At 72.4% G+C, this 22,551-nt stretch carries 15 protein-coding genes; 8 read left to right on the top strand and 7 right to left on the bottom strand.

All coding sequences use genetic code 11. The features are described from left to right. Positions 1-197 precede the first annotated feature (197 nt). The 3 genes from ACFXMG_RS38025 to ACFXMG_RS38015 form a co-directional block, all read right to left on the bottom strand. A complete protein-coding gene (locus tag ACFXMG_RS38025) occupies positions 198-1,538 on the bottom strand; it encodes a cellulase family glycosylhydrolase (protein ID WP_383824280.1) in 1,341 nt (446 codons plus the stop codon). A 353-nt stretch (positions 1,539-1,891) separates the two neighbouring features. Further along, on the bottom strand, positions 1,892-3,091 hold the full coding sequence (gene manA, locus ACFXMG_RS38020) for a mannose-6-phosphate isomerase, class I (RefSeq protein WP_383824283.1): 1,200 nt from the start codon (positions 3,089-3,091) through the stop codon (positions 1,892-1,894). Between the two features lie 119 nt (positions 3,092-3,210). Further along, positions 3,211-4,185: an ROK family protein gene (locus ACFXMG_RS38015; protein ID WP_383824286.1), complete on the bottom strand. Its 975-nt coding sequence runs from the start codon at positions 4,183-4,185 to the stop codon at positions 3,211-3,213. A gap of 229 nt (positions 4,186-4,414) precedes the next feature. Here ACFXMG_RS38015 and ACFXMG_RS38010 point away from each other — a divergent pair, with 229 nt between their 5' ends. The 5 genes from ACFXMG_RS38010 (at position 4,415) to ACFXMG_RS37990 (ending at position 13,429) form a co-directional block, all read left to right on the top strand. Continuing rightward, on the top strand, positions 4,415-5,881 hold the full coding sequence (locus tag ACFXMG_RS38010) for a PLP-dependent aminotransferase family protein (protein ID WP_383824288.1): 1,467 nt from the start codon (positions 4,415-4,417) through the stop codon (positions 5,879-5,881). Positions 5,882-6,059: 178 nt separating this feature from the next. Further along, complete coding sequence (locus ACFXMG_RS38005; RefSeq protein ID WP_383824291.1) at positions 6,060-7,703, top strand: alkaline phosphatase D family protein; 1,644 nt, start codon at positions 6,060-6,062, stop codon at positions 7,701-7,703. A gap of 85 nt (positions 7,704-7,788) precedes the next feature. Then, positions 7,789-9,156, top strand: a complete 1,368-nt coding sequence (locus ACFXMG_RS38000) for an SWIM zinc finger family protein (protein WP_383824294.1) — start codon at positions 7,789-7,791, stop codon at positions 9,154-9,156. Between the two features lie 99 nt (positions 9,157-9,255). Beyond that, positions 9,256-11,916, top strand: a complete 2,661-nt coding sequence (locus ACFXMG_RS37995; RefSeq protein WP_383824297.1) for a DUF6493 family protein — start codon at positions 9,256-9,258, stop codon at positions 11,914-11,916. 88 nt (positions 11,917-12,004) lie between these two features. Then, positions 12,005-13,429, top strand: coding sequence for a GNAT family N-acetyltransferase (locus ACFXMG_RS37990; protein WP_383824300.1), 1,425 nt, complete (start codon positions 12,005-12,007; stop codon positions 13,427-13,429). On the opposite strand, the gene ACFXMG_RS37985 is transcribed toward ACFXMG_RS37990, so the two are convergent. Then, positions 13,356-14,567 (bottom strand): trans-sulfuration enzyme family protein, encoded by a 1,212-nt coding sequence (locus ACFXMG_RS37985; RefSeq protein ID WP_383824303.1) that lies wholly within the window; start codon positions 14,565-14,567, stop codon positions 13,356-13,358. The two genes, ACFXMG_RS37990 and ACFXMG_RS37985, sit on opposite strands and share 74 nt — an antisense overlap. Positions 14,568-14,626: 59 nt before the next feature. Here ACFXMG_RS37985 and ACFXMG_RS37980 point away from each other — a divergent pair, with 59 nt between their 5' ends. The 3 genes from ACFXMG_RS37980 (at position 14,627) to ACFXMG_RS37970 (ending at position 17,391) form a co-directional block, all read left to right on the top strand. After that, positions 14,627-15,124, top strand: coding sequence for an Lrp/AsnC family transcriptional regulator (locus tag ACFXMG_RS37980; protein WP_383824305.1), 498 nt, complete (start codon positions 14,627-14,629; stop codon positions 15,122-15,124). Between the two features lie 49 nt (positions 15,125-15,173). After that, entirely contained in the window at positions 15,174-16,874 is a 1,701-nt protein-coding gene (locus ACFXMG_RS37975) for a DUF885 domain-containing protein (protein WP_383824308.1), read from the top strand. A 70-nt stretch (positions 16,875-16,944) separates the two neighbouring features. Beyond that, positions 16,945-17,391 carry an Lrp/AsnC family transcriptional regulator gene (locus ACFXMG_RS37970; protein ID WP_383824311.1) on the top strand — a complete coding sequence of 149 codons (447 nt, stop codon included), beginning with the start codon at positions 16,945-16,947 and terminating at the stop codon, positions 17,389-17,391. A 50-nt stretch (positions 17,392-17,441) separates the two neighbouring features. Here ACFXMG_RS37970 and ACFXMG_RS37965 read toward each other — a convergent pair whose 3' ends face one another. From ACFXMG_RS37965 to ACFXMG_RS37955, 3 genes are all read right to left on the bottom strand, one after another. After that, on the bottom strand, positions 17,442-20,492 hold the full coding sequence (locus ACFXMG_RS37965; RefSeq protein WP_383824313.1) for an AAA family ATPase: 3,051 nt from the start codon (positions 20,490-20,492) through the stop codon (positions 17,442-17,444). Further along, positions 20,489-21,664 carry an exonuclease SbcCD subunit D gene (locus ACFXMG_RS37960; protein ID WP_383824316.1) on the bottom strand — a complete coding sequence of 392 codons (1,176 nt, stop codon included), beginning with the start codon at positions 21,662-21,664 and terminating at the stop codon, positions 20,489-20,491. The genes ACFXMG_RS37965 and ACFXMG_RS37960 overlap by 4 nt, the downstream gene beginning before the upstream one ends. Positions 21,665-21,917: 253 nt before the next feature. Next, complete coding sequence (locus tag ACFXMG_RS37955; RefSeq protein WP_383824318.1) at positions 21,918-22,544, bottom strand: YigZ family protein; 627 nt, start codon at positions 22,542-22,544, stop codon at positions 21,918-21,920. Positions 22,545-22,551 lie beyond the last annotated feature (7 nt).

Raw genomic sequence — 22,551 nt, 5'->3', positions numbered from 1 at the left:
GGGGGGGGGGGGGGGGGTGGCGGGGCGGGGGGGGGTGGCGGGGGCGTGGCCGGGGAGGGCCGCGGGGGGGGCGGTGGGGGGTGGTGGGGGGCGTTGGGGGGCGGTGGGGGGCGGGGGTGGTGGGGGGGTCCCCTTGAAGGAGACCGCCCCTCGACGCCGTATCGGGAATGGATAGTGGCAGGATCCAGTGCGGGAGATCAGCCCTTGGCGCAGGGAGCGCCGTCGAGGCTGAAGGAGGCGGGCACGGCGCCGTGGCCGGGGCCGGCAACGTTGATGCCGAAGCTCACCGCCCGCCCGGCCGGCACGTCCGCGGTCCAGGACTCGCTGACGGCGCGGACCTGCCGGCCGTCCTGGGTGACGGAGGCGTTCCAGGCGGAGTTCAGGGTGGTGCCGGCGGGGAGGTCGAAGTCCAGTTTCCAGCCCTTGAGGGGCTGCTCGCCGGTGTTGCGGACGGTGATGTCGGCGTTGAAGCCGGTACCCCAGTCGTCGAGGCGGTACGCGATCGAGCAGCCGCGCCGGTAGACGCCGGCCTCCCGGGAGGTCTGGCGGATGCCGTCGGGGCCGTGGAAGAGGCGCTCGCCCCAGGCGGTGAGCCGGCCGGCGTCGAAGCCGGTGGCGAGGTCGAGGTACTCGACGCCGCCGCCGTTGCCGCTCCAGGACCAGCCCAGGTATCCGACGTCCAGGCGGCGGGCGGTGGCCATGATGGCGTCCTCGTCGGGGTTGCCGTCCGAGTGGTCGTGGCCGAACTCGCCGACTACGACGGGCAGTCCGCGGTCGACGAAGCTGCCGAGGTACTCCTCGACCTCGGCGGCGGTGTCGTACACGCCGTACATGTGGATGGAGAAGACGGTGTTGCGGTCGGGGTCGGCGGCGAAGACGGCGGGCGCGTTCGCGCGCATGGTCCCCGACCAGTCCTGCCCCCAGTTGGGCGCGTCGACCATCAGCGTGTGGTCGAGACCGGCGGCGCGCAGCCGCCCGACGGCGTCCTTGGTGTCCTGTGTCCAGGCGGTGTATCCGGTGTTGCCGTGGGGCTCGTTGCCGAGGTTGACGATGACGTACTTCTCCTGCCACTTGAGGGCGCTCGCCACCTCCAGCCAGTAGTCGACGGCCTCGGAGAGGGAGGCGGCGCCGTCCTGCTCGCCGTAACCGGTGGTGTCGTGCGCCTCCAGGACACAGACGAGCCGGTTGGCCTTGCACCGGGCGACGACGTCCGCGACGTCGGCGGCGCCGTTCTTCGTCCAGCGGGCGCCTGTGGAGAGCACCACCCGCACCGAGTTGGCGCCGAGCGCCTTGATGTCGGCGAGCGACTGGCCGGTGCGGTCGGCGTACCAGGTGTGGGCGTGGTTGACGCCGCGAAGGACGAAGTCCTTCCCTGTGGCGTCGACGAGCCGCCCGTCCACGACGCGGAAACCGTCGGAGCGGCTTGCGGCCTGGGCGGCCTGGGCGGCCTGGGCGGCCTCGGTGGTGATGGGGACCGAGGTGACGGTGGCGGCGAGGGCGAGCAGCGCCGCCGCCGAGAGGACCCGTGTCCTGTTCATGTGGAACTCCCGACTCGGAGCCGCGCCGGGCCCGGAGGGGCGGCGCGGCCGTACCTGACATGGGGTGAGATCGCGGCTGGACGGGACCGGGGTCGAGGTGGGGCCCCCTCCCCGGGCCGGCCCACGGATGGTGGGCGGACCGCCGCCGTGCCCCACTGCCCGGACAATGCTGCGGCTCGATTCCGGGCAGTGGGGATTAACCGCAGGTGCGCGTCAGGTCTTCGCTCTGTCGAATCCGCGAATTCTCCTTCTGGCTCCTGGCGGCCGAGTTGAGGCTAGATGCCGTGATGACCGATAACAATAGCCTGAACATAACCGGTTAAGTTTAGTGCGGTTTATTGCCACCGGCTCGTTCACCCAAGGCGTTCCGCGGTACCCGTCGTGGCGCGAAAGGCCGTACCTGCGCCCTCCAACTCGACCTCGGCGCCGGCGGGCACGTACACCGCCTGCCCAGGACGAAGGCCGAACTTCTCGCCGCCCGAGGAGACCGTCACCGCGCCGGCGGTACAGAGGACGATCTGCGGGGCGTCCAGCGTCAGGCACCGCCGCGGCTTACCATCCCGCAGCACGTACCGCGACAGCCCGAAGTCGTCCACCGGCGCCGGATACCGCTCCTCGCCCCTCTCCTCCCGAGGGGGCAACACGCGCGTCGGCGGCGCACCGAACCGAACGACCCGAACGAGCTCCTCCAGGTCGACGTGCTTGGAGGTCAGGCCACACCGCAGCACGTTGTCGGAACTCGCCATGATCTCGACACCGAGCCCGGAGAGATACGCGTGCGGAACACCGGCACCGAGGAACAACGCCTCACCGGGGCTCAGCTCGACGTACCGCAGCATGAGCGCGGACAGCAGACCAGGGTCGCCCGGATAGGCCCGCGCGATGCGGTCATAGGCATCGACCTGAGCCGAGCCCGATCCTGCGGCCGGGGCTGCGGCTTCGGCCAGCGCTTGGGCAACTGCCCAGAGAAGGCCCTCCTGGGGACGGAGGAACGCGCGGAACACCTCCGCGAGCGCCTGAGGCCCGGGAACAACACGCAAGGTCTCGATGTACGGCCGCAAGGCCGGCACCTTCAGGGAGTCGAGCAGGTCGGCGCAGTCCGCCGGACTCCGAAAGCCGCACAGCCCCCGGAAAGGGGTGAGGGCGACGATCATCTCGGGCTTGTGCTGGTCGTCACGGTAGTTGCGATGCGCCGCGCCCAAAGGCACCCCGAGCGCGTTCTCCCGAGCGAACCCCGCCTGAGCCTGCGCGAGGTCGGGGTGCACCTGCACAGAGAGCGGCGCGTCGGCGGCCAGCAACTTGACCAGGAACGGAAGGCGAGGCCCGAACCGCCGCACCGTACTCGCCCCCAGCTCACCCTCGGGATCCCCGGAGACGACCCGATCCAGCGGCATCAGCACTCCACCCCTGGAAACCCGCGAGGGCGCCGCGGGATGGGCACCCATCCAGAGCTCGGCCTGCGGCACGCCACTGGGCGGCACCCCCATGAGCTCCGGCAGCAGCGTGAAAGAGCCCCAGACATAGGGCTGGACGGTGTTACGGAGGAGATCCATGCTCATTTCCTTGGGGAGGTGCGGCGAGGTGGGACGACAAGGACGCCACGCCGCCACGCCACCTCGAACGCCCGGCCCCTGACCGGAACGAATCCGCGCGCGTCAGCGGACGACAAGGGTCAAAGAGCTGCCTGTCCCCTCGCCCTCACCCCAGCGCGCGACAGCGCCGCCCCGGCAACGCCGGCTGCGGCCGCGCCGATCAGTCCGGCATCGAGGGCCAGCCCAGCCGGCACGACCGGAACGTCACGCGTGAAATCGAGGACGGCGTACGACTTCAGGTGATGCCGCAGCGGCCCGAAGAGAATCTCGCCCGCCTGGGAGACACCGCCTCCGACGACGACCAGATCGAGTTCCACGAGCGCCGCGGTCGCCGCGATGGCGGCAGCGAGGGCACGGCCGGCCCGGTCGAACGCGGCAAGCGCCCTCGGGTCACCCGCACGAGCCGCCTTCTCGACCTCCCGCGCAGTGGCGGCGAAACCGTCCGGGGGCGTCCAGCCGGATTCCAGCGCGTGGGCCGCGATCGCCGTACCGCTGGCGTAGCGCTCGACGCACCCCCGGGCGCCGCACGGGCACACGGGACCGTTCTGGTCCACGGTGATGTGCCCGATGTGGCCGGCGTTCCCGGTCGTCCCCGCATGCACGGAACCCCCAAGGATCAGCCCGCCCCCGACACCGGTCGAGACCACCATGCACAGGGCGTTCCCTACGCCCTTCGCCGCGCCGATCCAGTGCTCCGCCGCCGCCATCGCGACCGCGTCCCCGACGAGCACCGGCTCGATGCCCTCCGGCACGGCGGAATGGCTCCGTACCCGCTCCACCAACGGAAAGGAACGCCACGCTGGAATGTTCACCGGACTCACCGTCCCCGCGAAGGTGTCCACGGGCCCGGCACTCCCGATCCCCAGGCACGACAACGAGGCCCACTCGGCATGCGCCGCCAACTCGTCCACGACCGAGACCACCGCCGCCATCATCACCTCGGCGGAGTCACGCGCAGGCGTCGCCCGCTGCGCCCGCACCACGACGTTCCCCTCGGCATCCACCAGCGCTCCGGCGATCTTCGTCCCCCCGATGTCCAGCGCTCCGTACACCATCCGCCCAACCTCTCCAGACCACCCGAACTATGCGAGGTCATACTCTGCCGCTTGATGACAACGTTGTCTAGGGCGAACAGACCCGGTTAAGCAACCCCACACACGGAAGCCCCCTGACCGCCGACCACGCCGCGACACCAACACGGCATACTCGTCCGCAGCGGCCCTCAAGGGACAAGATCGTGCGACAGAAGTGTGATGGCCTCGAATGACACGGTCACGGGAAGACATGGCCGGCGCGGCGAAGGGCGACCTCCCCGACCCCACCCTGCACCAAGTCACCGACGCACAACCCGCCTGGGAAGTCCTCCTTCCTGCGGCCGCAGCACCCGCGCGCCGACGCGGCCGAGCCCTCCAGGAAGCCTTCCGCGAGGCGGTGCGCTCCGGTCGGCTCACGCCGGGCACCCGCCTACCGTCGAGCCGCGCGCTCGCCGCGGACCTGGGCGTCTCCCGTGGCCTGGTCACAACGGCGTACGAACAACTGACGGCGGAGGGCTACCTACGCAGCGACCGAGGCTCAGGCACCTGGGTCGGCGGCGCGGTAGGCACGGAACGCGTGCCACCGACCACCGGCACGCACACCCCGCCGACCCACGCCACCCACGTGATCACCGACTTCCGGCCAGGCACACCCGATCTGTCCCTCTTCCCACGTGCCGCCTGGGCGGCGGCGCAGCGCACAGTCCTCGCCGAACTGCCGCACAGCGCACTCGGCTATCCGGATCCACGCGGCCTCCCCCTGCTGCGTTCCGCTCTCGCGGCACTGCTCACCCGGCGGCGCGGCGTGGTCGCCGACCCCGATCGACTGATCGTTTGCTCGGGCGTCGCGCAAGCGTCGACGCTGCTCGGATCCGTGCTCAGGACGCGCGGCCACCGAGAGGTGGGCGTCGAGGACCCCGGCAGCCCTGAACACAGCCGGCTCTTCGCGGCGACCGGCTTGGAGACCGTATGGCTGCCCCTCGACGAGGAGGGCCTGCATCCCGAGCCGCTCACATCGACGGGCGTGCGCGCTGTCGTGGTGACGCCGTCGCACCAGTTCCCCTCCGGCATCGCCTGGTCGGCGGAGCGGCGCCGAATGCTCCTGGACTGGGCACGAACGGTGGACGGCTACGTACTCGAGGACGACTACGACGGCGACTTCCGCTACGACCGAGCACCGGTGGGCGCGCTCCAAGGACTCGATCCCGAGCGGGTCGTGTACACGGGCTCGGTGAGCAAGTCGCTCGCTCCGGGACTGCGGCTCGGCTGGATGGTGCTGCCAGAAGCGCTGGTCGACGAGGTCGTCGAACGGAAGCGCACCATGGACCTCGGGCATCCCGCCCTCGACCAGGCGGCACTGGCGCACATGGTGACGAGCGGAGGTTACGACCGTCAGTTGCGCCGCTGCCAGCGCGCGTACCGCGAACGCCGCGACGCCCTGCTGACCGCGTTGGACGAGCACTTCCCAGGTACGTCGGTGACCGGCATCGCGGCAGGCCTGCATATCATCGCCTGCCTGCCGGCGCGATACGGACCTCCAGGTCGGTTCTTGGACGCGGCGGCGGGCGTCGGTGTGGCTCTCCGCGCACTGGAGGAGTACGGGACGGCACGGCCCGCGGACGGGGCCGTACGACTCGTCGTCGGATATGCGCACCTGACGCCGACGACGATCGCCGCGGGGATACGGCGGGTGGCCGAGGCACACGGCGGGCGGTGAGTCACGCGGGGTCACCGCACGGGGGTGAGCCGCGCGGCGATCTGTTCACGCGGGGTTCGCGCGGGCGCTGCTCCCAGCGGTTAGTCAGGGGACCGGTACGAACTCTCGTACTGGAAACAGGCATTGATGTCACACCCGTGGCGTCGCGTCGACCCCGATCCGCTCCCGGAGGCTCCGTATGACCACCACGTACCCGCCCGGTTCCGATCCCGCCGCCCCTTCCGCCGCGGCTGCTTCCACGCCCGCACGCCGCAATGTGCTGCGCGGCTCGCTCGCCGTGTCCGCGGGGCTCGCCCTGGGCGGTGCCGGCCTCGCGGCACCGGCCTTCGCCCTGTCCGGGCGCCCGGAGGCACGATGGGGCGTGCAGACCGGGGATGTCACCGCCCGTTCGGGGCTGGTGTGGGTGCGGTCGGACCGGCCGGCTCGGATGATCGTCGAGACGTCGGCAACGGAGTCGTTCCGACGCGTCCGTCGACATCACGGCCCGCTGCTCGGCACGGGTACCGACTTCACGGGGACGACGTTCCTGCGGAACCTGCCCGCCGGCGAGCAGATCCACTACCGGGTAGTCCTCGCCGACCCCGGCGATCCGCGCCGCACGAGCGAACCGGTCCTCGGCACCTTCCGTACAGCTCCGGAGCGGCGCCGCGACGGCGTGCGCTTCCTCTGGTCCGGGGACATCGCCGGGCAGGGGTGGGGCATCAACCCGGACATCGGCGGATTCCGTGCGTTCGAGGCCATGCGCCGCCTCGATCCCGACTTCTTCCTGTGCAGCGGTGACACCGTCTACGCCGACGGACCGCTCCAGCCGTCCGTGACGCTCCCCGACGGACGGGTCTGGCGCAACGTGGTGACGCCGGAGAAGGCGAAGGTCGCCGAGACACTGGACGAGTACCGGGGCAACTTCCGCTACAACCTGCTCGACCGCAACGTCCGGGCCTTCAACGCACAGGTGCCGACGGTGGCTCAGTGGGACGACCACGAGGTGCGCAACAACTGGTACCCGGGTCAGATTCTCGATGACACTCGCTACGCCGAGAAGGACGTGGACGTGCTCGCGGCCCGGGCATCGCGCGCCTTCGCCGAGTACTTCCCGGTCTCCACTCTGCACCCCTCAGCCGGCACCAGTTCCGCATCCCGCTCCGGCTCGAAGGGCCGCATGCATCGGGTGGTGCGGTACGGGCCGCTGCTCGACGTCTTCGTGCTCGACATGCGCTCGTACCGCAATGCCAACTCGCCCGGCCGCCAGGCCGACGACACCACCGGCATCCTCGGAGCGGAGCAGCTCGCCTGGCTGAAGCGGGAGTTGGCCCGCTCGCGCGCTGTATGGAAGGTGCTGGCCGCCGACGTGCCGATCGGGCTCGTCGTGCCGGACGGCGCGACCGCTTTCGAGGCGATCGCACAGGGCGACCCCGGCGCGCCGCTGGGGCGGGAGCTGCAGATCGCCGAGCTGCTGCGGTTCATCAAGCACCGCCGGATCACCGGCACCGTGTGGCTGACCGCGGACGTCCACTACACCTCCGCGCAGCACTACGCGCCGGAGCGGGCCGCCTTCCAGGACTTCGCACCCTTCTGGGAGTTCGTGTCGGGGCCGCTGGCCGCGGGCGGTTTCCCGGCCAACAAGCTGGATGGGACGTTCGGCCCGGAGCGCGTGTTCGTGCGGGCACCCGAGCGGGCGAATGTGTCGCCGATGGAGAGTCCGCAGTACTTCGGTGAGGTGGACATCGACGGCGGGAGTGGGGAGATGACGGTTCGTCTGCGAGGGGACGACGACCGCGTGCTGTTCACGAAGCTGCTGCGACCGGGGATGGTCGGACAGTAGCGCTGTTCCCGGCCGCAAGGAGTTATCCACAGGTCCGGCCTGTGGATATGAGCGGATGTCAGTGGCGGGCCCTACGGTCGTTTCCATGACGCGATCCGTTCAGGCACTCGCCTACGCACGCCCATCTTCCCTTGAGTCCACGGCTTCCGGCCGGCTCCTCGATCTGGAGACGGCCGGAGGTCTGACCCCTCGCGGGGCCGAGGCCCACCCACGCTTCTTCGCGGGTTTCCTCGCCGCCCCTCAGATCGCCGCCCGCGGTCTGCTGGCTGTCGCGGACGTGGCCGCGGCCCGCTACCACCAGCGGACCAGACCGCGCTCTTTGGATCCCGTCGTGACCGGGAACGGGGACCGTCTACGGTTCGAGTCCTTCTCCGGCTGCGGTGGGGTGTACGCACGACTCGACGTGCTCGACGAGGGCCTGGGCGGCACGGAGACCGGCCACGGAACCACGAACGTGGACGTGAACGACCCGCTGCGCGAGGCACTTTCGCGGATGGCCGGGGACGATCCGATGCATCTGCGGGTGGGTCCGGAGGAGATGGCCGTCACGACGCTCGGTGGATCGGTGGTGGAGAAGAAGGTTCCGCTACCGGACCGCTGGCTGCGCGGCTTCGCGGAGGCGCAGGTCGCCTCGGCCCGATTCGATCTGCGGGCCGAACTGACCGGTGCCGAGGCCGTGCGGTTCCTCCGCGGACTACCCCGCTCGCAGAGTCGCGGTCGGGCACCGCTGTGGGTGGTCCAGGCCGGCCGGACGCTGCGCCCGACGACTCGTCCGGGCGCGGGGGCCGTGTGCCTGCCCGGGCCGGACCGGCTCATAGCGCTGGAGCGGGTGCTGCGATTCGCCACGGGGCTGCGGGTGTACGGGCCCGTTCCCGATGGCCTGGCCGCCGCAAGCGCCTGGGAGGTGACCCTGCCGGGCATGCGACTGACGCTCACCCTCTCGCCCGATCCTGCCCGTGGGTTCTCCGGGGAGGGCGGGGTGCTGGAAGCCCTCGCGACGGACGACGCGGCGGCGGACGCGGAACTGGTCGCCGTCCTCCTCGCCTGGGAGCCGAGGATCGATCCGGCTGATCTCGCCGCGCAGTCGGGGCTCACCGCCGATCGGGTCCGCACCGCGCTGACCCGGCTGGGAACCGCCGGGCGGGTGGGCTACGACGTCGCGGACGCCGCGTACTTCCACCGGGAGCTCCCCTACGACGCGGACCGGGCCGAACGGCACAACCCCCGGCTCGTCTCCGCACGCCGGCTGGTCGCGGAGGACGCGGTGAGTGTCGACGGGGAGATGGCGACGGTGGTCTCGGGCGAGCGGCGCTACCGGGTCCGGGAGTCGGACGGCGCGCTGAGCTGCACGTGTACGTGGTGGGTGGACCACCGCGGCCGGCGTGGGCCCTGCAAGCACGCGCTGGCGGTACGGATGATCCGCCGCGGCGCGGCAGTGGCCGCGGTGGCATGACGACGGGTACCGGTCCGCAGATGGGGGCGGCCGGGGCGAAGTGAGGAACCTATGGGGGCGGAAATGAAGACTGACGTACGCAGCGGGACGAGCGACGGCATGGGCGTCGACGCGCTGATGAGGGCGGTGCGAGAGGGGCGCGCGGGCGAGATCCCGGGCCTCCTGGAACCCTTGGACGCACTCGCACGCGCGGAGGCGTTGGAGCGACTCAAGGCACTGCGCTCCGAGGTACGGGCCTGGGACTGGAACCGGTGGGAGGAGGCCACTCGGGTCCGGCGAGCGCTGTACGTCGCGGGGGCCGGCTGCCACACGGGTGCCGCGGCGGCGGCGAGCTGGCTCGGGGGACGTGATCTGCTCAGCTGGCGTACCGAGAACGGTGTCCTGGTCCTGCGGGTGCTGGCCGACCGCGCGGCGGAATGGCGTGCCGACGTGGCCCAGCGGCTTGCGGCCAAGCCGGCGGTCGCTGAGGAGCTCTACGGACTGATCCGAGGGCTCGTGGAGGGTTCGGGGGCCACGGTGCCGGCGACGGACGGCTACGTACTCGGCTGGGCACGGCAGATCACGGACGGCAAGCTGCTGGAGCGGCTGAGGAAGGATCCGCAGACCCCAGCGCTGGTCACCCACGCTCTCGCGATGCAGGAGACGCCGGACCATCTGACCTGGTCGGGGACGAACGGCTCGGCGACCCACTGGCCGACGGCGCTGGCGGTGCTCGTGCAGGAAGGGGTGCTGGATCGCGCGGAGGTCGTCGACCTGTGTGTGTCGCGTCTGCTGCGCGGCGGACGCCTGCGTGACCTGCGATTCCCGATGGCGCTGCTCCAACTGGTGCCGCCCGACGCGGAGCAGCGGCAGGATCGGGTCGCCGACTGGATCGGCATGACCGCTGACGCGGCCTCCCCGGTCGCCGCGTACGCGCAGAAAACCTTGTCCGGGCTGGCGCTGGAGGGGGCGTTGCCCGGCGGAGCGTTCGCGGAGATGACGGCCGGCGTGCTGTTCCGCACGGAGAAGAAGCTGCTGAGGGCACAGCTGTCACTGGTGAACAAGGTGCTGGCCAAGAATCCGGCACTGGCTGCCGAGGTACTCCCCGTGGTGGGCGACGCCTTCGGCCACGACGACACGGAGGTCCAGGAGCGGTCTCTGCAGGTCGTGGCACGCCATCTGAAGGCCGTCGACGAGCCGACGCGCCGCGACCTGGCCGAGGCGGCTTCGCTCCTCGGTCCCGCGCACCGGTCCGCCGCCGAGGCGGTATTCGGAGGTCACCTCGGGGCGCTCGAGCACCCGCCGTACGAGGAGATCCTGCCTCCCGTGCCCGAGCCGCAGTTCCTTCCGGGGCCGGAGGGAACCTTGGAAGAACTCATGGAGGACCTGCTGGTACAGCGGCGGTCGGACAGTGCGATGGAGTTCGAGCGGGCCCTCGACGGTCTGGTGCGGCATGCGCACAAGGACCGGGACGGGTTGGTGTCCCGGGTACGGGAAGCGTTCGCCGACGCGTACTGGCAGGACACGAGCGTCTTCGCCCTTCACCCCGACTACGACCACTTCCGGCACGGTCCCCGCGGCATGGAGGCCGTCCTCGCGGCAGTCGTCGGCAAGGTGGGGCAGGAACGCATCGACGCGGGACGGAACCAGCCCGTTCCGATGACTTCCTGTGTGCACGGCGCCATGGAGGCGACGCAGGAGATCCGGATCTGGGAGATCGCGCACCTGATCGGCGGTGGCACGCTGCCGCTGCTCCTTTCGACGCCGACCCGGCACACCGGGGCGATCGATCCGCTGGACCTGGTGCGGCGGCTCCGGGAGTACGCGGACGCGGGACTCGAACCCGCGCCCGTGGATCTGGGCCACGCCCTGCTGCGTGTGCGCCGGCAGGACCCGTCCGCCGAGCAGGCAGCCGCGGAGGCGGAGGCACTGGGCAGCACCGCTGGGGCGCGGCTGGCCGAGTGGCTTCGGTCGGAGAACCCGCTGGAGGCGACCGTACGGTTCCACCCCCGAAAGGAGAAGGGTTCGGGCCGCTGGTGGCTGGTGGACCGAATCCTGGTCGAGACGGCGAAGCGTCCCGAATTCCTGAAGAAGTTCCCGCGTGCCTTCCACTGGCTCGGCGGTGGCCTGCTGCCGGATGCCCGCCGCTGCTACCACTGGGCGCAGGTGCCCGAGCGCTGGGCCACGCTGCTCCCCGCCGACCGTGAGCTCCTCGCGGCCTGCCTGCTGTCCTCCATGGCGAGTGCCGTGGACGGCGATTCGACACGGGACGTGACAGGCCCTCTGACGCTCCTCGCCGAAGGTGAGGGACAGGTAGGCAGGGCGGTCGCCCTGGTGCTGGCCTTCGGACTCGGCTGCCGGGACGCGGACGACCGGCTGCGGGCCGTGGATGCCCTGCTCGTGCTGGCCGCACGGGGTGAGCTCGACGCCCGCCAGGTGGGCAGGGATCTGGCCTGGCTCCTCGCGGAGCGCTCGATGAAGCCGAACCGCCTCGCGGACGCGGCCAGGACCGCGGCTGCCACCGGCGCGTACGAGACCGTGTGGACGATGCTCTCGGAGGCGCTACCGACACTGCTCGAGGCGGAGCAGCCCATGCGTGGTCTCGGTGAATTGCTGGCCATCGCGGCGGACTGTGTGGAGCGGTGCGGGGCGACCGGAGAGCTGGCGGGGCTCGAACGACACGCTTCGGCACGGGGTACGTCGCAGCTGGTGACACAGGCAAAGCGGCTGCGGAACGCTCTCCGCCGAGGGACCGATCAAGGAACGAAAGAAACGTCCTGAATCAGTCAGAAATCCTCCAGATCGCCACTTAACCCGCCAGTCACAAAGCGTTCGTGATCACGCAACACCTCTCGGTCACAGTGAAGCCATGACCGATGTGACGTCCTCGAAGAGCAGCCGCCGCCCGCACCACTGGCGGCACGACCTGATCGAGCTCGCGGCCCTGTTCACCGCCGTGGTGGTGGCCGACACGATCGCCAAGACCATCGTCAAGGGGCCCGACGGACCCTACCTGCTGGTGTTCTCGGCCATCGCACTGGTCGCCACCGCCGGGTTCCACGCATGGTGGGCACGAAGGCACAGCCATGCTCCACCCGCCACAGCACCGGGTGCGCGCACGGCGGCGCCCACCCCCGACGAACTGGCGGGGCAGCTCACGGACCCCGGCACGGACACCCAACCGGAGACCATCGAGACCGTGCTGTGGCGGATGAGGACCACCGTCGACGACGCTCCGGGAAGCCTGGCCGCACTGTGCACGGTGCTCGGCCGGCTCCACGTGGACATCCTGACCCTCCAGACGCACCCGCTGACGGAGGGGACGGTCGACGAGTTCCTGCTCCGCGCCCCTGCCGGTCTCTCCGCCGGTGATCTCGCCCGCGAGATCGGAGCCGCCGGAGGGCGCGACACCTGGACCGAACGGGCCGACGCCCACGACCTCGTGGACACCCCCACGCGCGTTCTCGGCCTCGCGACCCGTACCGCGCTCGACGCCGCCGAACTGCCCCTCGCGCTCCGCCAGCTCCTCGGCCGGTGCACCCTTCACTCGGTTCCGGCCGTCTCGCTGACCGGCCGCCCCACCGGCGAACAGGCACCGGTCGAAGGCGTGCTCGAAGAGACCGTGATGAAGCTGCGCGACCCCAGCGGGGGCATGCTGCTCATCGAGCGGCCCTACCTCCCCTTCACCCCGACCGAGTTCGCCCGCGCCCGCGCGCTCGTCGAACTCGACGCACGGCTCGGCCCGCGTGTCCCCCGCAGCCACGACGTGCTCACCCTGCCCGAGGGGAACGAGATCACCGTCCGCCGGGCCGACCAGCGCGACCTGGCCGCCGCCCGCGCCATGCACGACCGTTGCTCGGCGCGCACGCTGAACCTGCGCTACCACGGGCCGGTCGGCGACGCGGACCGCTACCTCGACCACCTGCTCAGCCCTCGGTTCGGCCGCACCCTCGCCGTGCAGACCGCGTCCGGACGACTCGTCGCCCTCGGCCACCTGCTGTGGGACGGCGACGAGACCGAGGTGGCCCTGCTGGTCGAGGACGACTGGCAGCGTCGCGGGATCGGCTCCGAGCTCCTCGGCCGGCTGGTGGCGATGGCCGAGGAGGCCGGATGCGAGAGCGTCTACGCCGTCACCCAGGCGTCCAACACGGGCATGGTCGCAGCGATGCGGGCACTGAACCTGCCACTCGACTACCAGATCGAGGAGGGGACTCTGGTGATCACCGCTCGGCTGGACTCGGCACCGCGCCAGAGCCGGCGCCCGCAGCAGCAGGCTCGGCAGAGCGAGCGCTGAGCGCCTGGGTGAGGTCGCGCCACAGATCCTCGACGTCCTCCAGGCCCACCGACATCCGCAGCAGCCGGTCGCTGACGCCCGCGGCACGGCGGTCGCCCTCGTGGACGATGCGGTGGCTGATGGACGCCGGGTGCTGGATCAGCGTGTCGACGCTGCCGAGGCTGACCGCCGGGGTGATGAGCCTGACCCCGGCGATCACCTCGTGCGGGTCGCCGTACACCTCGAAGGAGATCATCGCCCCGCCGATCGCCGGGTAGTGCACACGCGCGATCCGCGGGTCGGTGGCCAGACGCCGCACCAGCTCCGCGGCCGTCGCCGAGGCCGCGCGCACGCGGACCGGGAGGGTGGAGAGCCCTCGGAGCAGCAGGTAGCCGGCGAGCGGGTGGAGCACACCGCCCGTGGCGAAGCGGACGCGGCGGAGTTCGCGGGCGAACTCCTCGTCGCAGGCGACGATGCCGCCCATGACGTCACCGTGGCCGCCCAGGTACTTGGTGGCGCTGTGCAGCACGATGCGCGCGCCGAGACCGGCCGGGCGCTGGAGGACCGGCGTCGCGAAGGTGTTGTCGACGAGGAGCGGGACCGCGCCGCAGGCGTGGGCGACGGCGCGGATGTCGACCTCGGCCAGGGTCGGGTTGGCCGGGGACTCGACCATCACGAGACCCGTGTCCGGGCGGATCGCGTCGGCGACGCCCGCCGGGTCGGTCCAGGTCACCTCGGTGCCGAGGAGCCCGGCGTCCAGGAGGTGGTCGCTACAGCCGTAGAGCGGGCGGACCGCGACGACGTGCCGCAAGCCCTGGCTCGCGCGGGCCAGCAGGACCGCGGTCAGGGCGGCCATGCCGCTCGCGAAGGCCACGGCGGCCTCGGTGCCCTCCAACCGGGCCAGGGCCTCCTCGAAGCGGGCCACGGTCGGGTTGTCGAGCCGGGCGTAGACCGGCGGCCCGTCGAGGCGGGCGCCGGTGGCGGCGAACTCGTCGATGCGGGCGGCCTCCGCCCGGGCGTCGTACGAGGGGTAGGTGGTGGACAGGTCCAGCGGCGGGGCGTGCAGTCCGAGCGCGGCGAGGTCTTCCCGGCCGGCGTGCACGGCTTCGGTGGCGAGCGCCTTCGGGGTGGCCGAAGGGGCGTGATCCATGGCGTCCATGGCGGCACTGTGAACGGATACCGGGAAGTAGTGGCGAACATCCGTGCTACGTTCGCCCGATGGCCGAATCTGTCGTACTGGACACGGTCGATCTGCACATTCTCCGCCTTCTGCAGAACGACGCCCGGACCACCTACCGCGAGCTCGCCGCCGAGGTCGGGGTCGCCCCGTCCACCTGCCTGGACCGAGTCGCCCGGCTCCGGCGCACCGGCGTCATCCTCGGAGACCAGCTACGACTGGATCCGGCCAAACTCGGCCGCGGCCTGGAGGCGCTGCTCCTCGTGCAGGTCCGGCCCCACCGACGCGAACTGATCGGCCCGTTCGTCGACCGGATCCGGGCGCTGCCCGAGTCGCGGGCGCTGTTCCACCTCACCGGCCCCGACGACTACCTCGTGCACGTGGCCGTATCCGACCCCTCCGACCTGCAGCGACTCGTGCTCGACGAGTTCACCTCGCAGCGCGAGGTGGCACGGGTCGAGACCCGGCTGATCTTCCAGCAGTGGGACTGCGGCCCGCTGTTGCCTCCCGGCACGGGACCGTCCTTGTCAGCCGTGTGAGCCCGGTCGAGGGTGACGGGAGACCGGCGGAGGCATCAGGATGAGACACATGCCAGAGAGTTCCCACAGCAATCTGCCCCGTCAGGTCGCCGACGCCTACGTCGACGACTTCATCGCCCTCGACCCGATCACCGGCACCCACCTGGGAGTCCGGGAGAGCGCCGGCCGCCTTCCCGATTTCTCCCCCGAAGGCCAGGAGGCCGTGGCCGAGCTCGCTCGCCGGACCCTCTCCCTCCTCGACGAGGCCGAGCGGACCCCGGGCGCGAACAGCGACGCCGAGCGGCGCTGCGCCCGCCTGCTCCGGGAGCGGCTCACGGCCGAACTGGCCGTGCACGACGCCGACGAGGGCCTCTGCGCGGTCAGCAACATGCGCTCGCCGGTGCACAGCGTCCGGATCGTCTTCACCGTGATGCCCACCGACACCGAGGACGACTGGACCGCCATCGCCGAGCGGCTTCGCGCCGTCCCGGCCGCGCTGGAGGGCTACCGGGCCTCGCTCGCGCTCGGCCTGGAGCGCAAGCTCTTCGGTGGGCCGCGCGCCACCGCCACCTTCGTCGGCCAGCTCACCGACTGGGCGGGCGGCGACGGCGAGCAGGGCTGGTTCGAGCAGTACGCCGCGGCGCGGCCCGACACGCTCCCGGCGGAGCTGCGTACCGAACTGGCCGAGGCCGCCGCCGGAGCGAGCGGCGCCCTCGCCGCGCTGCGGGACTGGATGCGCGACACGTACGTCCCCGCCGTCGCCGACGCCCCCGACACCGTGGGCCGCGAGCGCTACCGCCGCTGGAGCCGCTACTTCAACGGCACCGACCTCGACCTCGACCAGGCGTACGCCTACGGCTGGGCCGAGTACCACCGGCTGCGCGACGAGATGCGTACCGAGGCCGACCGGATCCTGCCCGGCTCCGACCCGTGGACGGCGCTCGCCCATCTCGACGATCACGGCACCCACATCGAGGGCGTCGACGAGGTCCGTGAGTGGCTCCAGCAGCTCATGGACGAGGCGATCGACGCGCTCGACGGCACCCACTTCGAACTCGCCGAGCGGGTACGCAAGGTGGAGTCGCACATCGCCCCCGCGGGCGGCGCCGCGGCCCCGTACTACACCGGCCCCTCCGAGGACTTCTCGCGCCCCGGCCGCACCTGGCTCCCGGTGGACGGGCAGACCCGCTTCCCCGTCTACGACCTCGTGTCGACCTGGTACCACGAGGGCGTGCCCGGACATCACCTCCAGATCGCGCAGTGGGTGCACGTCGCCGACAGCCTCTCCCGCTACCAGGCCACCATCGGCATGGTCAGCGCCAACGCCGAGGGCTGGGCGCTGTACGCGGAGCGGCTGATGGACGAGCTCGGCTTCCTGCCGGACGCGGAGCGCCGGCTCGGCTACCTCGACGCGCAGATGATGCGCGCCTGCCGGGTGATCGTGGACATCGGCATGCACCTGGAGCTGGAGATCCCGGCGGACTCGCCGTTCCACCCGGGCGAGCGGTGGACCCCGGAGCTGGCGCAGGAGTTCTTCCAGCGGCACAGCAGCCGGCCGCCGGCGTTCGTGGAGAGCGAGCTGACGCGCTACCTGTCGATGCCGGGCCAGGCCATCGGGTACAAGCTGGGCGAGCGCGCGTGGCTGCTCGGCCGCGAGCGGGCCCGCGAGGCGCATGGTGACGCCTTCGACGCGAAGAGCTGGCACATGGCCGCGCTGAGCCAGGGGCCGCTGGGTCTGGACGACCTCGTGGACGAGATCTCCCGCCTCTGACGGCACAGCACGGAATGTTTCCCCGGCGGATGTCTTGATCCGCCGGGGAAACCCCTGTTGGCTCGGTCCCATGAACGACTACACCCCGGACGCCACCGACTGGCGGATCCTCGACGCCCTCCAGGCCCAGGGCCGGGCCAGCTACGCCGAGCTCGCCCGAGCCGTCTCCATGTCGCCGTCGGCCGTGACCGAGCGGGTGCGGCGCCTGGAGGAGGCCGGGGTGATCACCGGGTACACCGCCGTGGTGGACCACGAGCGGCTGGGGCTGCCGATCCTCGCCTTCGTACGCCTCCGCTACCCCACCGGCAACTACAAGCCCTTCCACGACCTGGTCGCCGTCACCCCCGAGGTACTGGAGGCGCACCACGTCACCGGCGACGACTGCTTCGTGATCAAGGTCGCCGCCCGCTCGATGCGGCACCTGGAGGAGATCTCCGGAAAGATCGGCACGCTCGGCTCGGTGACGACCAGCGTCGTCTACTCCTCGCCCCTCCCCCGCCGCTCCGTCAGCCGCTGACCGCCGGTCGCTGAACCCCGAATCGCCGAACCGTCGGTCGCCGCCTGCCGTCAGCCGATGAGTCCGTCCCGGCCTCCGCCGCTGAGGCGCACCGCCGAGCCGTGGCGGGACTTGGTGACCTCCAACTGGGCCGGGATCCGGCGGCGCAGGTCGGCGACGTGGCTGACGATGCCGACGCTCCGGTCCCGTTCGCGCAGCGAGTCCAGGACGTCGAGGACCTCGTCGAGGGTCTGGTCGTCGAGACTGCCGAAGCCCTCGTCGATGAAGAGGGTGTCGAGGCGGACCCCGCCCGCCTCGTCGGTGACGACGTCGGCGAGACCGAGGGCGAGCGCGAGCGACGCGAAGAACGTCTCGCCACCCGAAAGGGTGGCGGTGTCGCGTTCGTTGCCGGTCCAGGCGTCGACGACGTGCAGGCCGAGGCCGCTGCGGCGCGCGCCGCCCGCGCGCGCGTCGGAGTGGACGAGGGTGTATCGGCCGGAGGACATCCGCTGGAGGCGGGCGGAGGCGGCCGCGGCGACCTGTTCGAGCCGGGCGGCGAGGACGTACGACTCCAGGCGCATGCGGCGTTCGTTCTCGGCGGAGGTGCCGGCGGTGAGGCCGGCGAGCCGCGCCACCCGGTCGTGTTCGGTACGCAGCGGGCCCAGGCGCCGTACCTCCGCCTCGGCCTGGCGGGCGAGGCCGGCGAGGCCGGTGACGCGGTCGCGCGCGGCGGCGAGTCCGGCACCGGCGGCGCGCAGCGCCCGCTCGGCGGACGCGTGCGCGGCCTCGGCGACGGCCGGGTCGGCGGGCGGGAGCGCGGCGGCCTCCTCGATACCGGGTTCGGCGAGCCGGTCGGCGACGGTGGCGGCCTCGGCCTGCCAGACGTCGAGGCGGTGCTGGCACGAACGGCGCCCCTGCTCGTCGAGGAGCGCGCCGGCGGCCTCGGCCGGCGTGGCGAACCCGGCCCGGTAGGAGACGTCCGCGAGTTGGGCATCTGCCTTCTTCAGGCGGTCGGCGGCGACCTCCTCGGCGCGTACGGCTCCGGCGGCGTCGACCAGGAGGGCGATGCGGCGCTCCAGGAGGTCTGCGTGTTCGGCCACCGTGGCGAACGCGCCGCGACCCCGCGCCAGTTCCTCGGCGAGTTCCGCGCGCTGCCGATCGATGCCCTCGCGGTGCGAGGTGCGGGCGGCGACGCGTCGCTCGGCCTCCCGTTGGGCGGCCGCCCTCTCCTCGTGCTCGCGCTCGGCGCGTGCCAGCGCCTCGCGCGCCGCGTGGGTCCGGGCGGCGAGCGCGTGCGCCTCGGCGTGGCGGGCGGTCAGCTCCTCGACCTCGTCGGCGAGTTCCGCGACGGTGGGCTGACTGTGCGTCTGCCCAGAAGGCGCCAGGGAGTGGACCTCGTCACGGGCGGCTTGGAGGGCTTCGCGGGTGCCGGCGAGCTCGCGTTCGGCGGCGCGACTGGCCTCGTCGGCCTCGGTGTAGCGGGCGTACGCGGCCTCCTCGGCCGCCCGGTCGACGTGGTCGGCGGTGGCGGCGGTCGGGGCGGGGTGACGTGTGGATCCGCACACCTGGCAGGGGTCGCCGTCGGCGAGGGTGGCGGCGAGTTCGGCGGCGATGCCGCGCAACCGGCGGGACTTGAGGTCCAGCCAGGTCTCGTGCGCGGCGTTGCGGCGCTCGCGGGCGGCCGCGTACCGCTCCTCGGTCTGAGTCAGGGTCCGGGCGTGGGTGTCACGGCGGCGGGCGGCGGCGAGCCGGAGGCGGAGCGGTTCGAGCCGGCCGGCGAGCTGCTCGGTGCGGGCGGCGGCCTCCTGCGCGGTGTCGATGCGCTGCTGAAGCGCGGCGCGGCGGGGTTCCCAGTCGGCGAGCCAGCCGGCCGCCTCCTCAAGGGCCTCCTCGTCGGCGCGGGCTTCCCGGTCGAGGAGGGTCCGTTCCTCGGCGAGCGCGGCGGCGCGGCTCTCGGCGCGGCGGGCGGCGGCGAGCCCGCCGAGGTCCTCGCGGAGCCGGTTCTCCAGAGTGGAGAGCTGCTCGGCCGGGGCCTCGGCGAGGTCGGGGGGCAGCTGGGAACGGGCCGACCCGCGGACGGCGAGCGCGCCGGCGTGTTCGCGTTCGGCCTCGTGGCGCAGGGCGAGCGCCGGGGCGACCCGGTCGGCCTTGAGCGCGAGGTCGAGCGCCCGCTGGTCGCGGTCGCGGTCGGGGATCCGGGCGGTGAGCGCCTCGCGGCGGCGCAGCGCCTCGGCGTGGCGGGCCTGCCGGGTGGCCAGGTCCCGGGCGTGTCCGGCGGCGGCACGCGCGCGGGCCTCGGCGTGTTCGGCCGCGGCGATGCGTACGCCTGCGATGTCGGCGGCCTCGTGGGCCTCGGTGCGGGCGACGGCGCCCCAGCCGAGGACGGCGTCGGCGAGGCCGGGTTCGCCGGGTTTCCCGTCGACGGGCGTCCGGGCCGCGGGCAGGCCCGCGGCGGCCTGGGCCATGCGGTGGGCGAGGGCCAGGAGCCGGGCGTCGCCCTCCTCGACGCGGTGGGCTGCGGTGCGGCGGAGTTCGGCGAGGCGTACCTCGACGGCGGCGAAGCGGCGGGTGTCGAAGAGGCGACCGAGCAGTTTGCCGCGGGCCTCGGCGTCGGCGCGCAGGAACCGCGCGAAGTCGCCCTGCGGCAGCAGGACGACCTGGCAGAACTGGTCCCGGCTCATGCCGAGGAGCTGGGTGATCTCCTCACCGATCTCCTGGTGGGACTTGCTGAGACCGGTCCACGCGCGCGTGGCGGGGTCGTACTCGCGCAGCGTGCTCTGCGCCTTCTCGGTGGTGAAACCTCCGCCGCGCTTCTTGGGTCGCGGCTGGGCGGGCCTGCGGACGATCTCCAGCCGGCGACCGCCGACCGTGAGGTCGATCTGCACCTCGGTGGGGGTGCCTGCGGGCGCGTGGTCGCTGCGGAGGGTGGTGCCGGGGGCCTGGCGGGCGCCGGGCACGCTCCCGTACAGGGCGAAGCAGACCGCATCGAGGACGGAGGTCTTGCCGGCGCCGGTGGGGCCGTGGAGGAGGAAGAGTCCGGCGGTGGACAGGGTGTCGAAGTCGACGGTCTGGGTGGTCCCGAAGGGACCGAAGGCGCTGATCTCCAGCCGGTGCAGCCTCATCGGCCCCCCTCCCGCTCGGTGGTGGCGGCGTCGACGCGGACGTCGTCGAACGCGCCGTGCAGCACGGTCCGCTCCGCCGCGTCGAGTGCTCCGCCGGCGCGGACGTGGGTGACGAAGTCCTCCGCGATCTGCTGGTCGCTGCGGCCGCGGAGCCGCTGTGCGTAGGAGGCGAGGGAGTCGCTGTCGGCGCGCTCGGGCTCGAACGCGAGGCTGAGGGTGTGCGGGAAGCGTTCGGTGAGCCGGGCCATCGGGTCGTGCGGCCGGACGGCGTCAGTGAGGGTGGCCTCGATCCAGGAGTCCTGGTGCCGGTCGTGGGCGGGGTCGGCGAGCAGGTCGTCGAGCCGGCCCCGGAGGCGGGCGAGGCGGCGGGGCACGGGGCAGTCGACACGCTCGGCGGCGGCCACCTCGCCTTCGGCGTCGAGGTCGATCAACCACATGGTCTTGCGGTGGTCGGCCTCGGAGAAGGAGTACGCCAGCGGCGAGCCGGAGTACCGCACGCGCGGGGTGAGGGCCTGGGAGCCGTGGAGGTGTCCGAGCGCCACGTAGTCGACGCCGTCGAAGACGGTGGTCGGGACGGCGGCGACACCGCCGACGGTGATGTCGCGCTCGCTGTCGCTCGGCGCGCCGCCCGCCACGAAGGCGTGCGCGAGGACGACGGAACGGGTGCCCGCGGCCCGCGCGGCCAGGTCGGCGCGGACCCGGTCCATGGCGGCGACAAGTACCGACTCGTGTCCCGACTTCGCGGCGCCGAGCTGCTCCCGTACGAGCGCCGGCTCCAGGTAGGGCAGGCCGTAGAGGGCGACCTCGCCGTGGGTGTCGCTGAGGACGACGGGGGTGCCGATGCCTGCCGGGTCGGTACGGAGGTGGATGCCGGCGCGGCCGAGGAGTCCGGCGCCGACGCCGAGACGGCGGGCGGAGTCGTGGTTGCCGGAGATCATGACGGTGGGCACACCGGCCTCGGCGAGGCGGTGCAGCGCACGGTCGAAGAGGTCGACGGCGGGCAGCGGCGGCACGGCCCGGTCGTACACGTCTCCGGCGACGAGGACCGCGTCCACCTCGCGCTCGCGGACGGTGGCGACGAGGTGGTCGAGGAAGGCGGCCTGGGCGTCGAGGAGGCCGACGCGGTGGAAGGACCGGCCGAGGTGCCAGTCCGAGGTGTGCAGGAACCTCACGTCGTCGTCCCACCCCGCATGCGCGTGCCGCTCCTCGCCCCTGGTCTCCGGATCCCGTCCCGTGCGTTGGGACCCGCCGTTGTGTGTCTGCCCACCACGCTAACCCGGCGAGGGCGGTGGCCGGGGCCACACGGGTGAGATGGGGGTGGGTCGCGAGGGCGTTCGCAACGGACAGAGGGCTCGGTGGCCGAGTGGCCGGGTGGCGGTCGGCCGGGTGACGGGGGGCCTGGTGGCCAGGTGGCAGGCGGCCGGGTCAGGCGTCGCCGTACGCCTCGCCGCCGAGTTCGACAGTGGCCGTGCCGGCCGTCACGTCGGCGAGCCAGGAGCGGAAGGCGGGTACGTCGGCGTCGGGGAGGCCGATCTCGATGGTGACGGCTTCGGCGTACCGCACCTCGCGCACGGCGCGGCCGGTGGACCGAAGGTCGTTCTCCAGTTTTCCGGCCCGCTGGTGGTCGACGGTGACGGTGGCGAGCCGGTAGCGCTGCCGGGTGATGGTGCCGAGCGCGTCGAGGGCTTCGCCCACGACGCCGCCGTACGCGCGGATGAGGCCGCCCGCGCCCAGCTTCACGCCGCCGTAGTAGCGGGTGACGACGGCGGCGACGTACCGCATCTCGCGGCGCAGCAGCATCTGGAGCATGGGGACGCCGGCCGTCCCGCCGGGCTCGCCGTCGTCGCTCGCCTTCTGGACGGAGGCGTCGGCGCCGAGCACGTAGGCGAAACAGTTGTGGGAGGCCGTCGGGTGCTCCCGGCGGATCCGGGCCACGAACTCCTGGGCCTCGCGCTCGTCGGCGACCGGTGCGAGTGCACAGAGGAAGCGCGAACGGTTGATCTCGGTCTCGTGGACGCCCTCGCGGGCCAGCGTGCGGTACTGCTCCTGCATTCCGCCA

The sequence above is a fragment of the Streptomyces sp. NPDC059201 genome, from assembly GCF_042754585.1.
Lineage (GTDB): Bacteria > Actinomycetota > Actinomycetes > Streptomycetales > Streptomycetaceae > Streptomyces.
This window is presented reverse-complemented; position numbering and strand designations above follow the sequence as displayed.

Coding starts and splice junctions, on each gene's coding strand:
- ACFXMG_RS38025 (WP_383824280.1), bottom strand. CDS start 1,538: ATGAACAGGACACGGGTCCTCTCGGCGGCGGCGCTGCTCGCCCTCGCC.
- manA (WP_383824283.1), bottom strand. CDS start 3,091: ATGGATCTCCTCCGTAACACCGTCCAGCCCTATGTCTGGGGCTCTTTC.
- ACFXMG_RS38015 (WP_383824286.1), bottom strand. CDS start 4,185: ATGGTGTACGGAGCGCTGGACATCGGGGGGACGAAGATCGCCGGAGCG.
- ACFXMG_RS38010 (WP_383824288.1), top strand. CDS start 4,415: ATGGCCGGCGCGGCGAAGGGCGACCTCCCCGACCCCACCCTGCACCAA.
- ACFXMG_RS38005 (WP_383824291.1), top strand. CDS start 6,060: ATGACCACCACGTACCCGCCCGGTTCCGATCCCGCCGCCCCTTCCGCC.
- ACFXMG_RS38000 (WP_383824294.1), top strand. CDS start 7,789: ATGACGCGATCCGTTCAGGCACTCGCCTACGCACGCCCATCTTCCCTT.
- ACFXMG_RS37995 (WP_383824297.1), top strand. CDS start 9,256: ATGGGCGTCGACGCGCTGATGAGGGCGGTGCGAGAGGGGCGCGCGGGC.
- ACFXMG_RS37990 (WP_383824300.1), top strand. CDS start 12,005: ATGACCGATGTGACGTCCTCGAAGAGCAGCCGCCGCCCGCACCACTGG.
- ACFXMG_RS37985 (WP_383824303.1), bottom strand. CDS start 14,567: ATGGACGCCATGGATCACGCCCCTTCGGCCACCCCGAAGGCGCTCGCC.
- ACFXMG_RS37980 (WP_383824305.1), top strand. CDS start 14,627: ATGGCCGAATCTGTCGTACTGGACACGGTCGATCTGCACATTCTCCGC.
- ACFXMG_RS37975 (WP_383824308.1), top strand. CDS start 15,174: ATGCCAGAGAGTTCCCACAGCAATCTGCCCCGTCAGGTCGCCGACGCC.
- ACFXMG_RS37970 (WP_383824311.1), top strand. CDS start 16,945: ATGAACGACTACACCCCGGACGCCACCGACTGGCGGATCCTCGACGCC.
- ACFXMG_RS37965 (WP_383824313.1), bottom strand. CDS start 20,492: ATGAGGCTGCACCGGCTGGAGATCAGCGCCTTCGGTCCCTTCGGGACC.
- ACFXMG_RS37955 (WP_383824318.1), bottom strand. CDS start 22,544: ATGCAGGAGCAGTACCGCACGCTGGCCCGCGAGGGCGTCCACGAGACC.